A 13156-nucleotide genomic window follows, 5' to 3' on the forward strand; every position below is an offset into this window, starting at 1 on the left:
CATCAACTTTCAGAACGGTGTTCGGCATTACCGAACGTTGTTCGGCATACTAGGCACGCTTGATCGGCAAGGTCAACACAACGATCAACCATTTTCCGAACGGTTTTGTTACTCTGTTCGGCCACGGCGAACACGCTTAGCGCTTCTGACCGAAAGTAGGACCATGACCACCACCGAAGCCGGCGACACCTCCCGCTACCTGGTGCGCAGCGTCAGCCGCGCGGCTGTGGTGCTGGAGGCGCTGGCCGCCGCCGCCCCGGGTGCGGGGCTGAGCGTCACCGACGTCGCCGGCGCCTGCGGGCTGTCCAAGAGCGCCGCGTTCGCCACCCTGCACACCCTGTGCCACCACGGTCTGGCCGCCGACGACGGCGAGGGGATGAATCGCCGCTACCGGCTCGGGATGGCGCTGGCCCGCCTCGGCGTTCGCGCCCAACAGCAGCTCTCGCTGCGGGACATCGCCCGCCCGATGCTGGCCACGCTGACCCGCGAGACCGGGCTCAGCTCGCGGCTGGCCGTCCCCGAGGGCGCCCACGCGGTCGTCATCGACCAGGTCAGCAACGGTGAGCGCATCCAGATCGAACTGCGGATGGGCACCCGCGAGTTGCCCCACTGCACCGGGCTGGGCAAAGCGCTGCTGGCCGAGATGTCCACCCAGCAGGTCACCGAGCTGATCGGCCGGGTCGGGTTGCCCCGACGCACCGACCACACGATCACCGACCTGGCCTCCCTCCTGGCGCACCTCGACGACGTCCGCAAGGCCGGCTACGCCCTCGACGACGAGGAGGACGCCGAGGGTGTGTTCTGCATCGGCAGCGCCCTGCGTGACCACACCGGGATGTGCTGCGGCGCGATCAGCGTGACCGGGTTGAAGCTGGGTCTGCCCAGTTGGCGGTACCAGGAGTTGGGCCGTCAGGTGCGGCAGACGGCCGAGGCCGTCTCGGTCCGGCTCGGTCACGTCCCGGCCGACACGACCTCTTGACAGCCGGTTCACCGGCTGTTTAACGTTCCCGCCAACGCCGCGGCCCAGGTCACGGCGGGGCCGCTACCTCCTGGGTAGCGGCCACTCGGGCGAACAGCTGACTCCCGACGCGCCGCAGCCCCGGCGCCGGGTGTTCCGGTCAGCAGCTCCGCCGCCTGCGCGCCTCGCGCGTTTGCCCGACCTTCCCCCGTCTCGCGGGCGTCCCCGTGCCGCCCGTGGGCCACCGCACCGCCGTCAGGCGTCACGCCGGCCGGCTGGATCGCGAAGGTTGAGGCTCGCCATGGGTCTACTCGGCACGTCCACCCTCACCCCCCGGGACCAGATCCCGCACCTCGACACCGTCGCCGGCCTGGCCACCGTCGACCCCGCCACGCTGGCCACCCGCACCCTGGTGCACCTCGCCGGATACCGCTCCCCCGGCGACGGTGGCGGCGGACTGCTGCGCTGGGATCCCACCAGCACCGCCCCCGCCAACGGCGGGACCGTGCACGACCCGTACCGCCGACAGCGGGGCCGGTGGCTGGCCCTGCACGACGGCACCGGTGACTTCCGACGGTTCGGGATCTTCGGCCGGGACACCCCCGCCGACGCCGCGCTGGACGCGATGGTCGCCGACCCGGCGATCCACCGGATCGAGGCCCACACCGACCTGCGCTTCGTCCGACGGCACACGTTCGGACGCGGCGACATCGAGCTGGACTTCGGCGGGCACACCGTGCACACCGACGGCATCGAACGCAACACCCACGACAACCCGTTCGGCGCGGTCCTCTTCTTCCGGGGCACCGTGACCGACACGGTGATCACCCACACCCTCACCGAGACCGTTCCCGAACTGACCGACGTGTTCCCGGTGCCCGACTCGGGGCGGTTCACGGTCGGGCAGTGGTGGACGGCCACCAGCAACTCGCTGACCGGGGCGGACGAGCGCGAGCTGCAGAAGATGGTCCAGGTCACCCAGATCGTCGACGGCACCCACATCCGGGTGGGCTACCTCAACGGCTGGCCCCTGGAGCCCGGTCGTACGGTCACCTGGCGACGGGTGGAGCCGGTCGAGCGCGCCCACGTCCGCAACATGGCCTTCCGGGGCCACGTCGCCTTCACCGGCGAGTATCCCGGCTCCGGCCCGGACGACCGCGAGTACAGCGGCTCCCACCCGATCGCCTACGAGTACGCGGTGCGCTGCGACGTCTCCGGCATCGACGCCACCGGCACCTGGTGGCCGGTGATCATGCGCCGCTGGTGCACCCACTTCACCACCGCCGGCTGCGTCCTGACCAACCCCCCGACCGTGATGTACGGCGGCGCCGGCTACCTCACCCAACAGATCTACTGCCTCTACGGGCACGTGGTGGACTGCCGCACCTCGAACGCCCGACACCTCAACGACTGGACCGCGTCGGCGTACTGCACCGTGGAGAACTGCCACGGCGACGGCGACGACGCCGGTGGCAACCCGTTCACCACCCACGGCCAGTACGAGCACGACCTCGTCTTCACCGGCAACTCCGGCCTGATGGACATCGCCAACAGCGGTGGCCAGTGGGGCATCAGCGCCAAACGGATCACCGTCCGTCGCCACGTCTGCTCCTGGTTCGTCGCCGGCACCAAGATCACCGATCTGACGTTGGAGGACGTCCGGGTCATCGCCCGCTCCACCTTCGACCCCGCCGGCACGCTCCAGATCAACGCCGACGGCGCGCAGCTACGCGGTTGCTCGGCACGCACGCTGAGCATCGCCCAACGCTCGGCCCGCTCCCGGCGGCCCACCGTCATCGCCGACTGCGACTTCGACCAGCCCGCCGGAACGGTCGTCGTGCAGACCCCGGTCAGCAGCCCGGTGCACTTCGTGCGGACCACGCTGCGGGGCCTGGACGGGCCGATCCTGCGCGGCTCCGGCCCGGTGCGCTTCACCGACTGCACGCTCACCGGAGCGCCCGATGCCGCCCCGCTGCTGGTCGGCGCCGCCGAGTTGGTGATCGACGGCGGCACCTTCACCGACACCGGCATCGAGCTGTCCGCCGTCCGCGACCAGCGACTCGTCGTCGACGGCGGCGCGGTGCTGACCGGCACCAATGCCCGCCGGGCGCTGCTGGGCCGGGTCGCCGGACCCGGCGCGGTCCGGGTGGAGCTGGGCCACTACCGCAGCGCCACCGACGACGCGGCCACCGCGCACGTCCGGCTGGACAGCGGCGTCAACCGGTACCGGGCCGTCGGCTCCCGGTTCGCCGGAGGCCGGCTGACTCTCACCGCCACCACCACGCTGCTGCACAGCGGCTGCGTCGAGGAGAGCGTCACCCGCGACCTGCCCGCCGACTCCGACCGTGTCGTGACCGGCGACAACCTCACCCTCTGATCGCCCCGGCTCCCAAAAGAGGAGACACCCCTCATGGACCGCTCCGACCCGACCTCCCGCCGTTCCCTGCTGCGCGCCTCCGGCCTCGGCGGACTCGCCCTCGCCGGCACCGCCCTGACGCTCTCCCCCGGCACCGCCGCGTCCGCCAAGCCGGCGCCGGACGACGCCGCGACCCCGCTCGCCCCCGGCCGCGACACGGTCCTGCACGTCGGCACCGTCGCCGCCCTGCTCGACCTGCCGACCCCGACCCTGCGTGACGGGCAGGTCGTGCACGTCGACGGGCACTTCACCGCCGGCGACGGAGGCGCCCGCCTGGTCCGCTGGGACGCGGCCAGCACCGCCGTGGACAACGGCGGCACCGTGCTCGCACCCGACAGCGCCGGGCCGCGCCGCCCGGACGGCCGTCGCGACCGGCCCGGCCGCTGGCGCCAACTCCACCACGGTGTCGTCGAGTTCCGACACTTCGGCGTCTTCGACGCGAAGACCGCCGCCGACGCCGCGCTGGACGCCATGGTCGGCGATCCCACCGTGCACCGGATCGAGGCCCACTCCGACCTGCGCTTCGTCAAGCGGCACCGGTTCACTCGCAGCGACCTGGTGCTCGACTTCGGCGGGCACGTCATGTCCACCACCGGCATCGAGGACGCCGGCCGCGACGACCCGTTCGCCGCGGTGCTGTTCTTCCGCGGGAAGGTCACCGACGAGGTCCGCACCCACACCCTCAGCGAGACGGTGCGCGAGGGCTGGGACTCCTTCCAGGTCGCCGACTCCTCCGCCTTCGCCGTCGGCCAGTGGTACGCCGTGGAGGTCGACCGCCTCGCCGGCACCTGGGAACGTGAGCTGCAGAAGCTGGTCCAGGTCACCCAGATCGTCGACGGCACCCACATCCGGGTCAACTACAAGAACGGCTGGGAGCTGGCCGCCGGCCGGACCATCACCTGGACCCGGGTCGAACCGGTCAGCCGGGTGCACGTGCGCAACCTGGTCTTCACCGGCGCCGGGGCCGACCAGTACACCGGCTCCCACCCGGTCGCCTACGAGTACGCGGTGCACTGCGACGTCACCGACGTGGACGCCACCGGCACGTTCTGGCCGGTGATCATGCGACGGTGGTGCACCTACTTCCACACCGCCCGGTGCACGCTGAAGAATCCGACCTCGGTCACCTGGGGCGGCGCCGGCTACCTCACCCAACAGATCTACTGTCTGTACGGGCACGTCGAGGACTGCCGCACCTCCAACGCCCGGCACCTCAACGACTGGACCGCCTCGGCGTACGGGTATGTCACGAACTGCCACGGCGACGGCGACGACCAGGGCCCGTTCGTCACGCACGGCCAGTACGAACACGACCTGGTCTACACCGGCAACTCCGGACTGATGACGTTCGCCAACTCCGGGGCGGCGTGGGGGTCGGCGGCCAAGCGGATCACCGTGCGCAAGCACGTCTGTTCCTGGTTCGTCGCCCGGGTCAAGGTGACCGACCTGACCCTGGAGGACGTCCAGGTCATCCGCAAGGCCGGGCTGGCCGGCTCCGGAATGATGTGGATCAACGCCGACGGCGTGCACCTTCGCGGCTGCTCCGCCGACGACACGCTGATCATCTCCCAGCAGTCCACCCGGTCGCAGCGGCCCACCGTCATCGAGGACTGCGCGTTCACGCTGGCGACCGCCGGCACCGACGTCGTCCAGGCCAGCGTCACCACGCCGGTGCACCTGGTGCGCACGACGATCCGCGGGGTCGACGGGCACACCTTCAGCGGCCCAGGGCGGCTGCACCTGACCGACGTGACGTTCGTCGGCGCCCCGAACGCCGCACCCGCCGTCGTGAAGTCGGCCGACCTCCGCGTGTCCGGTGGCACCTTCAGTGACACCGGCATCCGGCTCGCCGGCGCCACCGACCAGCGGATCAGCGTCGGCGGCGGGGCGGTGATCAGCGGCACCAACGCCGCGAAGGCGCTGCTGTCACGGGCCGCTGCCACCGGCGCCGTGCGGTGGGAGCTGGGCGGCTACCTGAGCACCACCACCGACGCGAGCACCGCGCACGTCAGCGTCGACGCCGGCACCAACAGGTACTCCGCCGTCGGCACGCAGTTCACCGGTGGGCGACTGCGGCTGGCCGGGACCGGCTTCGGCGAGGGTTCCCACCTGCACCACACCGGGTGCGTGGAGGAGGGCGTGGCGCGGGAGCTGCCCGCCGCCGGGCCCCGCGTGCGCGATGCCGGGAACCTGACCGTCTGAGCCGCCGGGCCCCGGCAAGCGAGCGAGGAAACGAGGAGCAGCAGGTGGAACAGCAGGACCGGCCGGTACGGGTGGCGCTGGTGGGCGCAGGCAACCGCGGCCAGACGTACGCCCGGTGGGTGGCCGCCCACCCGGGGCGGGCGCGGGTGGTCGCGGTCGCCGACCCGCGACCGCACCAGCGCGGCATCATCACCTCCCACCACCCGGGCGCGGCGGAGTTCACCGACTGGCGGGAGCTGCTCGACGCGGACCCGCCGGCGGACGCCGTCGTCGTGGCCACGCAGGACCGCTTGCACGTCGAACCGGCGGTCGCGTTCGCCAAGACCGGCCGGCACCTGCTGGTGGAGAAGCCGCTCGCCCCGACCGCGGACCAGTGCCGGGAGATCGTCGACGCGGTTCGCGCCACCGGTGTGCTCTTCGCCGTCTGCCACGTGCTGCGCTACACCCCCTACACCGAGTTGGTGAAGCGGGTGGTGGACAGCGGGGTGCTGGGCGAGGTCGTCTCCGTCCAGCACCTCGAGCCGGTCGGCTGGTGGCACTACGCCCACTCCTACGTGCGCGGCCCGTGGCGGCGGGAGGACCTGGCCACCCCGATGCTGCTGGCCAAGTCCAGCCACGACCTGGACTGGATCGGGTACGTCACCGGACGGCGCATCGCACGGGTCGCCAGCTTCGGCGGGCTGCGTCACTTCCGGCCCGACCAGGCGCCGGCCGGGGCCGCCACGCGCTGCCTGGACTGCCCGGTGGAGGCGGCCTGCCCCTACTCGGCGCCGAAGCTCTACCTCCCGGTGCTGCGCGAGCAGGGGCCGGTCTGGCCGGTCAGCGTGGTCACCGACGGCACCGACGAGGCCGCGCTGGTCGAGGCGCTGCGCGACGGCCCGTACGGACGGTGTGTGTACTCCGGCGACAACGACGTCGTCGACCACCAGGTCGTGGCGATGGAGCTGACCGGTGGCGTCACCGCCACGTTCACCATGGCCGCCTTCACCGAGCAGACCCACCGGCAGACCCAGATGTTCGGCACCCACGGCTCCCTCTCCGGCGACGGCGAGCGGGTCCGGGTGCATGACTTCCGCACCGACCGGATCGAGGTCCTCGACGCCGGGACGGTGGGCGGGTCGACCGCCGCCGACGACCACGGCGGCGGCGACACCGGGCTGATGGACGCCTTCATCCGAGCCGTAGCCACCGGCGACGGCCACCACATCCGGTCCGGGCTGGACGAGACACTCGCCAGCCACCTGGCGGTCTTCGCCGCCGAGACGGCCCGGCTCACCGGCACGGTCGTCACCGTGCCCGTGCACTGAACCCACTCAGAGAGGAACGACAGATGCGAGTAGGCAGGTTCGCCCCGGTCGCGGTCGCCGCGCTGGCGGCCGGATTACTCACCGCCTGCGGCGGGTCGGACGCCGGCGGCGGCGAGAAGCAGACCGTCACGATGTGGATCTACCCGGTGATCCCCGACGAGGCTACCCACCGCGGTTTCTGGGACAAGCAGGTCACCGCGTTCGAGACCGAGAACCCGGACGTCGACGTCCAGGTGGAGATCTTCCCGTGGGCCAAGCGGGAGGAGTCGCTGACCACCGCCATCGCCGGCGGAAAGGGTCCGGACGTCGTCTACCTGATCCCCGACCAGCTCGGCAAGTTCGGCAAGATGATCGAGCCGGTCGACGAGTACCTGCCCGCCGACGCCAGGGCCGACTACCTGGACAACCTGCGCGAGGCGGTCACCCAGGACGGCAAGATGCTCGGCGCGCCGATCCTGACCAGCGGCAACCCGCTGATCTGCAACGCCAAGGTGTTCGCCGCCGCCGGCGTCACCGAGTACCCGAAGACCTGGGCCGACCTGCTCGCCCTCGCCCCGAGGTTCAAGGCCAAGGGCTTCGACGTCACCAACTACTACGCCGACCCGAGCGCCACCCTCAACCAGTCCTTCTACCCGCTGCTCTGGCAGGCAGGCGGGGAGGTGTTCGCCACCGACGGGAAGTCGGTGGCCTTCGACGGCCCGGAGGGCACCAAGGCGCTGACCTTCCTCCGGCAGCTCGTCGACGGCGGATTCGTGGAGAAGGATCTGCTCACCAGCATTCCCGCGTTCGAGCAGACGAACGTCGCGAAGAACAAGGTCGCCTGCACCTGGCAGCACGTCCCGGCCGACGTCGAGTCGTTCTGGGGCAAGGAGAACATCAAGGTCCTCCCGCCGTTGAGCGACGCCAGGAGCGTCGGTTACGGCACGGTGGGCAGCCTGTCGATGCTCAAGGGCAGCAAGGCCAAGAAGGCCGCCGGCCAGTGGATCACCTTCGCCACCCAGCCTTCGGTCGCCACCGCGTACGACACGGCGGGCGGCTACTTCTCCACCAAGAAGTCGGCCGGCTCGCTCTACGCGCAGGACCCGGTCAACAGCGCGATGGAGAAGACGCTGCCCAGCATGACGGTCGGCTCGCTCAACGAGAAGAGCCGCGAGGTGATGGGGGTGCTCGCCCCCGAGATCCAGGCCGCGCTGATCGGCAAGAAGACCCCCGAGCAGGCGCTCGCCGACGCGGCCAAGGCCGCCGACGCGCTGCTCTGACCCCACCGGCCCGGGGGGGGGGGGGGGGGGGCGCGGCGGCGGGCCGGGCCCCACCCGACCGGCCACCTCGGCCGGTCCGACCTGCGAAGAAGGATGGCGAGATGGCCGTACCAGCTCAGTTGCCGGCCCGGCGGGCCCGGCGGGTGATCGCCCGGCGCGAGGCACGATGGGGTCTACTCTTCGTCCTTCCCGCCTTCCTGCTGTTCCTCGCGTTCCGCTTCGGCCCGGCGGTCGCCGGGCTGGTGCTCGGCTTCATGGAGTACACGATCGGCGGCGACGCCGAGTGGACCGGCCTGGAGAACGCCCGCCGGCTCGCCGACGACCCGGTCTTCTGGCAGTCCCTGCGGGTGACCGTCGTCTACACCCTGCTCTACGTGCCGCTGACCGTCGCCACGGCGGTCGGGCTGGCGTTGCTGGTCCGGCGCGGATTCCGGGGCGTCGGCTTCTTCCGGTCGGTGTTCTTCCTGCCGGTGGTCACCAGCCTGGTGCTGGTCGCCACGGTGTTCTCCTGGGTGTTCTCGTCCGCCGGCCCGTGGTCGCGCATCCTCGGCTGGCTCGGCCTGCCCGACGATTCGTGGCTGGCCTCCAGCGTGCTGGTGCTGCCGGCACTGGCGATGGTCGGCGTCTGGTCGCACTTCGGCTACGGCATGCTGATCGTGCTGGCCCGGCTCCAGGATCTGCCCCGCGAGCAGGAGGAGGCGGCGCTCACCGACGGCGCGGGCCCCTGGCAGCGATTCCGTTGGATCGTGCTGCCCCAGCTCAAACCGGTCCTGTTCTTCCTGCTGGTGATCGAGACCACCGCCTCCTTCCAGGTCTTCGACCTGGTGTACGCGATGACCGGCGGGGGCCCGGCCCGCGCCAGCTACACCCTCGTCATGGCCCTGTACGACCAGGGCTTCAAGTACTTCGACCTCGGCTACGCCAGCGCCATCGGTGTCGCCCTGTTCGCGATGACCCTGGTCGTCGCCCTGATCCAGCGGCTGACCCTCGGGAGGGACAAGTGACCGCCACGAGCACCGCCCCCACGTCCACGTCCACCGCGCCCGGCCTGCCGACCGCGCCGACCCGGCGACGCCGCTCCTACCGGCCGCTGCAACCCGGGCCGGCCGGCACCGCTCTGCGCTACGTGCTGCTCGGCGTGGCCAGCGTGGTCACGCTCTTCCCGTTCTACGCGATGGTCGTGTTGAGCCTGAAACCCGCCGCCGCCGTCGAGTTCCCCGGCAGCCTGCTGCCGTGGCCGCTCGGTTTCGACGCGTACGAGACGGTGCTCGGCTCCCGGAGCATCCTGCGGTGGCTGTTCAACACCGCCGTCTACTCGGTGGTCAGCGTCGTCGCGGTGCTGCTGCTCGCCGCGATGGCGGGTTACGCGTTCGCCAAGAAGCGTTTCCCCGGCCGGGAGACGATGTTCTGGTCGTTCCTGGCCATGGTGATGGTGCCCTACCACGTCACCCTGATCCCCACCTTCATCCTCATCGCGAAGGTCGGCGGGGTGGACACCTACTGGGGACTGATCCTGCCCACCCTGGCCAACGCCCAGGCGGTGTTCCTGATGCGGCAGTTCATCCAGGGGCTGCCGGACGAACTGTTCGAGGCGGCGAAGATCGACGGCGCGTCGGAGTGGCGGACGTTCCTGCGGATCGTGCTGCCGCTGTGCAAGCCGATCCTGGCCACCCTCGGCGTCTTCGTCTTCCTGTGGCACTGGAACGACCTGCTCTGGCCACTGATCATCGGGCAGAGCGGGGACATGCGGACCCTCACCGTCGGCATCGCCTCCCTCCAGCAGGAGCAGGTGCCGCTCAACGTCATGCTCGCCGGCTCGGTCGTCGCGTTTGTGCCGATCTTCGCCGCCTACCTCGTGGGCCAGCGGTACTTCACCGAGGGCGTCACGATGTCCGGAATCAAGGGATGAGTGCAGTGTTCAGAAGTGAGTCCGAGGTGGAGGATCGGCTTTCCCAGCCGTCCACGGCGCTCGTCGCCGACCTGGCCGGCGGCGCGGGCGACCTGGTGGTGCTCGGCGCCGGCGGCAAGATGGGCCCGTCGTTGTGCCGGCTGGCGCGTCGGGGGCTCGACGCCGCCGGCCGCACCGGCGACCGGGTGTACGCGGTGTCGCGCTGGTCGGACCGGGCGGCTGCCGACGCGCTCGCCGCCGACCGGGTGGAACCGGTGACGTGCGACCTGATGGGCGACGGCGACCTGGCCGACCTGCCGGACGCCACCGACGTGGTCTTCATGGTGGGCGCGAAGTTCGGCACCACCACCGCCCCCCACCTGGCCTGGATGGTCAACACGGTGCTGCCCGCCGCGGTGGCCCGCCGTTACCCGGCTGCCCGGATCGCCGCCTTCTCCACCGGCAACGTCTACCCGATGGTGCCGGTCACCAGCGGCGGCAGCGTGGAGAGCGACCCGCCCGGCCCGATCGGCGACTACGCGATGAGCTGCCTCGGCCGGGAGCGGGTCTTCGCCCACGCCGCCGCGACCCGGGGCACGCCGGTCTCGGTGCTGCGTCTCAACTACGCGGTCGACCTGCGGTACGGGGTGCTCGCCGACATCGGCCAGGCGGTGCTGGCCGGGGACCCGGTGGACGTCACCACCGGCCACGTCAACGTGGTCTGGCAGGGGTACGCCAACGAGGTGGCACTGCGCTCGCTGCGCCACGCCTCCCCCGACGTGTTCACGGTGAACCTGACCGGCCCGGAGACCGCCTCGGTGCGCCGAATCGCCGCCCGGATGGGCGAACGCCTCGGCCGGCAGGTCTCGTACACCGGCTCCGAGGCGCCGACCGCGCTGCTCAACGACGCCACCCGCTGCCACGCGCTGTTCGGCTACCCGGACGTGCCGCTGGGCACGCTGATCGACTGGCAGGCCGACAGTCTGGCCGCCGGCCTGCCGACCTCCGGCAAGCCGACCCGGTTCGCCGTCCGCGACGGAAGGTTCTGACATGGTCCTGGACCTGCTGCGCGACGGCGTGGTCATTCCCGCGCACCCGCTCGCGCTGACCGCCGACCGTCGCCTCGACGAGCGGCGGCAGCGCGCGCTGACCCGCTACTACCTGGCCGCCGGTGCCGGCGGAGTCGCTGTCGGCGTGCACACCACCCAGTTCGGCATCCGCGAGGCCGGACTCCTGCGGCCGGTGCTCGCCCTGGCCGGCGAGACGATCGACGCCGAAGCCGGCCGTCCGGTGGTGAAGATCGCCGGGGCCTGCGGCGACACCGCCCAGGCTGTCGCCGAGGCGGCACTCGCCGCCGATCTGGGCTACCACGCGGTCCTGCTGTCCCCGGTGGTGCCCGGCGCCGACGAGGCGTACCTGCTGGAGCGGGCCCGGGCCGTCGGCGAGGTGTTGCCGGTGATCGGCTTCTACCTCCAGCCGGCCATCGGCGGTCCACGCCTGTCCACGTCGTTCTGGCGGGCCTTCGCCGACCAGCCGTCGGTGGTCGCGGTGAAACTCGCCCCGTTCGACCGATACCGCACCCTGGAGGCGGTGCGTGGGATCACCGCCGCCGACCGGGGCGCCGAGGTGGCGCTCTACACCGGCAACGACGACCACATCCTCGGCGACCTCCTCGGCGACTTCGCCGGCCGCCGTTTCGTGGGCGGGTTGCTCGGTCAGTGGGCGGTCTGGACCCGCGCGGCGGTGACCATGGTCGAGCGGGTGCGGGCGGCCCGGGCCGGCGACGCGGCGGCGCTGACGGAACTGACCGGCCGGGCGGCGGCGGTCACCGACGCCAACGCGGCGGTCTTCGACGCCGTGAACGGTTTCCACGGCTGCATCGCCGGGGTGCACGAGGTGCTGCGCCGGCAGGGTCTGCTCGACGGGGTGTGGTGCCTGGACCCGGCCGAAGGGCTGTCGCCCGGCCAGGACGCGGAGCTGACCCGGGTGGTCGCGGCCTACCCGTGGCTGACCGATGACGACTTCGTCGCGGAGCACCGCGACGACTGGCTCCGGTGACCGGCCCCCGGCCGGGCGTTGCGCCCGTGACCGCACCGCACCGCGCCCACCGCCCGGTGACGGTGGTGTCCGTGTCCGCCCCGCTGCGTGCCCAGTTCTTCCCGGGCCGCATCGGCGAGCGGTTGGCCACGATCACCGACGCCACGCTGGTCGACGCCCACGCGGCACTCACCGCCGCCGACCTGGCGCCGGTGCTGGCCCGGGCCGAGGTGCTGGTGACCTCCTGGGGCATGCCCCGGCTCGACGCGGCCCTGCTGGACCGCGCCCCGGCGCTACGGCTGGTGGCGCACACCGGGGCCTCGGTCAAGCCGTTCGTGACCCCCGAGATGTTCGCCCGGGGCATCGAGGTCACCCAGGCCGGGCAGGGCATGGCCCGCTCGGTGGCCGAGGTTGCCCTCGCCTTCACACTGGCCCTGCTGCACCGCACGCACCGGTTCGACCACGCGTTGCGGACCGACACGAGCTGGGAGCGGGCGGAACAGGCGCCGCCCCGGCACGAGATCCTCGGCTGTCCGATCGGCGTCATCGGCGCGTCCCGCACCGGGCGGGCGTACCTGGAACTGGTGCGCGTCCTGGGCGCGGACGTCAGCGTCCACGACCCGACCCTGACCGCGGCGGACGCCGCCCGGCTCGGCGCCCGGCTGGTCGGCCTGGACGACCTGCTCACCGGTAGCCGCGTGGTGGCGTTGCACGCGCCGACCCTGCCGGAGACACGGCATCTGCTGGGCGCCCGCGAACTGGCGCTGATGCCCGACGGCGCCGGGCTGGTCAACACCGCCCGGTCGTGGCTGGTCGACGAGGCGGCCCTCGTCGCGGAGCTGACCGCCGGCCGGCTCGACGCCGCGCTGGACGTCTTCGACGACGAGCCGCTGCCCACCGGCCATCCGCTGCGGACGCTGCCCAACGTGCTGCTCACCCCGCACCAGGCCGCCGGCACGGTGCAGGGCCGGCGGCGGCAGGGCGAGATCGTCGTCGACGAGATCGCCCGTCACCTGGCCGGCCAGCCCCTCACCCACGCCGTGACACCGGACCTGCTCACCCGCACCGGCTGACGCCACCCACCTCGCA

10 protein-coding genes are annotated in these 13156 nt (G+C 72.0%); all 10 read left to right on the forward strand.

Annotation, left to right across the window (positions count from 1 at the left end; all coding sequences use genetic code 11):
- The first annotated feature begins 163 nt into the window (after nucleotides 1-163).
- The 10 genes from VKK44_RS16325 (at nucleotide 164) to VKK44_RS16370 (ending at nucleotide 13140) form a co-directional block, all read left to right on the forward strand.
- Nucleotides 164-979 carry an IclR family transcriptional regulator gene (locus VKK44_RS16325; RefSeq protein WP_343441955.1) on the forward strand — a complete coding sequence of 272 codons (816 nt, stop codon included), beginning with the start codon at nucleotides 164-166 and terminating at the stop codon, nucleotides 977-979.
- A 280-nt stretch (nucleotides 980-1259) separates the two neighbouring features.
- Nucleotides 1260-3335 carry a hypothetical protein gene (locus VKK44_RS16330; RefSeq protein WP_343441956.1) on the forward strand — a complete coding sequence of 692 codons (2076 nt, stop codon included), beginning with the start codon at nucleotides 1260-1262 and terminating at the stop codon, nucleotides 3333-3335.
- A gap of 33 nt (nucleotides 3336-3368) precedes the next feature.
- Nucleotides 3369-5576 carry a hypothetical protein gene (locus VKK44_RS16335; protein ID WP_343441957.1) on the forward strand — a complete coding sequence of 736 codons (2208 nt, stop codon included), beginning with the start codon at nucleotides 3369-3371 and terminating at the stop codon, nucleotides 5574-5576.
- 44 nt (nucleotides 5577-5620) lie between these two features.
- Nucleotides 5621-6883: a Gfo/Idh/MocA family protein gene (locus VKK44_RS16340; RefSeq protein WP_343441958.1), complete on the forward strand. Its 1263-nt coding sequence runs from the start codon at nucleotides 5621-5623 to the stop codon at nucleotides 6881-6883.
- Nucleotides 6884-6906: 23 nt separating this feature from the next.
- On the forward strand, nucleotides 6907-8142 hold the full coding sequence (locus VKK44_RS16345) for an ABC transporter substrate-binding protein (protein WP_343441959.1): 1236 nt from the start codon (nucleotides 6907-6909) through the stop codon (nucleotides 8140-8142).
- 101 nt (nucleotides 8143-8243) lie between these two features.
- A complete protein-coding gene (locus VKK44_RS16350; RefSeq protein ID WP_343441960.1) occupies nucleotides 8244-9146 on the forward strand; it encodes a carbohydrate ABC transporter permease in 903 nt (300 codons plus the stop codon).
- Nucleotides 9143-10051: a carbohydrate ABC transporter permease gene (locus VKK44_RS16355; protein WP_343441961.1), complete on the forward strand. Its 909-nt coding sequence runs from the start codon at nucleotides 9143-9145 to the stop codon at nucleotides 10049-10051. Before VKK44_RS16350 ends, VKK44_RS16355 begins: the two co-directional genes overlap by 4 nt.
- 5 nt (nucleotides 10052-10056) lie before the next feature.
- Nucleotides 10057-11079: an NAD-dependent epimerase/dehydratase family protein gene (locus VKK44_RS16360; RefSeq protein ID WP_343441962.1), complete on the forward strand. Its 1023-nt coding sequence runs from the start codon at nucleotides 10057-10059 to the stop codon at nucleotides 11077-11079.
- 1 nt (nucleotide 11080) lies between these two features.
- On the forward strand, nucleotides 11081-12088 hold the full coding sequence (locus VKK44_RS16365; protein WP_343441963.1) for a dihydrodipicolinate synthase family protein: 1008 nt from the start codon (nucleotides 11081-11083) through the stop codon (nucleotides 12086-12088).
- Nucleotides 12089-12114: 26 nt separating this feature from the next.
- Nucleotides 12115-13140, forward strand: coding sequence for a hydroxyacid dehydrogenase (locus VKK44_RS16370; protein WP_343441964.1), 1026 nt, complete (start codon nucleotides 12115-12117; stop codon nucleotides 13138-13140).
- Nucleotides 13141-13156 lie beyond the last annotated feature (16 nt).

The sequence above is a fragment of the Micromonospora sp. DSM 45708 genome (assembly GCF_039566955.1).
Lineage (GTDB): Bacteria > Actinomycetota > Actinomycetes > Mycobacteriales > Micromonosporaceae > Micromonospora.

Coding starts and splice junctions, on each gene's coding strand:
- VKK44_RS16365 (WP_343441963.1), top strand. CDS start 11,081: ATGGTCCTGGACCTGCTGCGCGACGGCGTGGTCATTCCCGCGCACCCG.
- VKK44_RS16325 (WP_343441955.1), top strand. CDS start 164: ATGACCACCACCGAAGCCGGCGACACCTCCCGCTACCTGGTGCGCAGC.
- VKK44_RS16330 (WP_343441956.1), top strand. CDS start 1,260: ATGGGTCTACTCGGCACGTCCACCCTCACCCCCCGGGACCAGATCCCG.
- VKK44_RS16345 (WP_343441959.1), top strand. CDS start 6,907: ATGCGAGTAGGCAGGTTCGCCCCGGTCGCGGTCGCCGCGCTGGCGGCC.
- VKK44_RS16350 (WP_343441960.1), top strand. CDS start 8,244: ATGGCCGTACCAGCTCAGTTGCCGGCCCGGCGGGCCCGGCGGGTGATC.
- VKK44_RS16335 (WP_343441957.1), top strand. CDS start 3,369: ATGGACCGCTCCGACCCGACCTCCCGCCGTTCCCTGCTGCGCGCCTCC.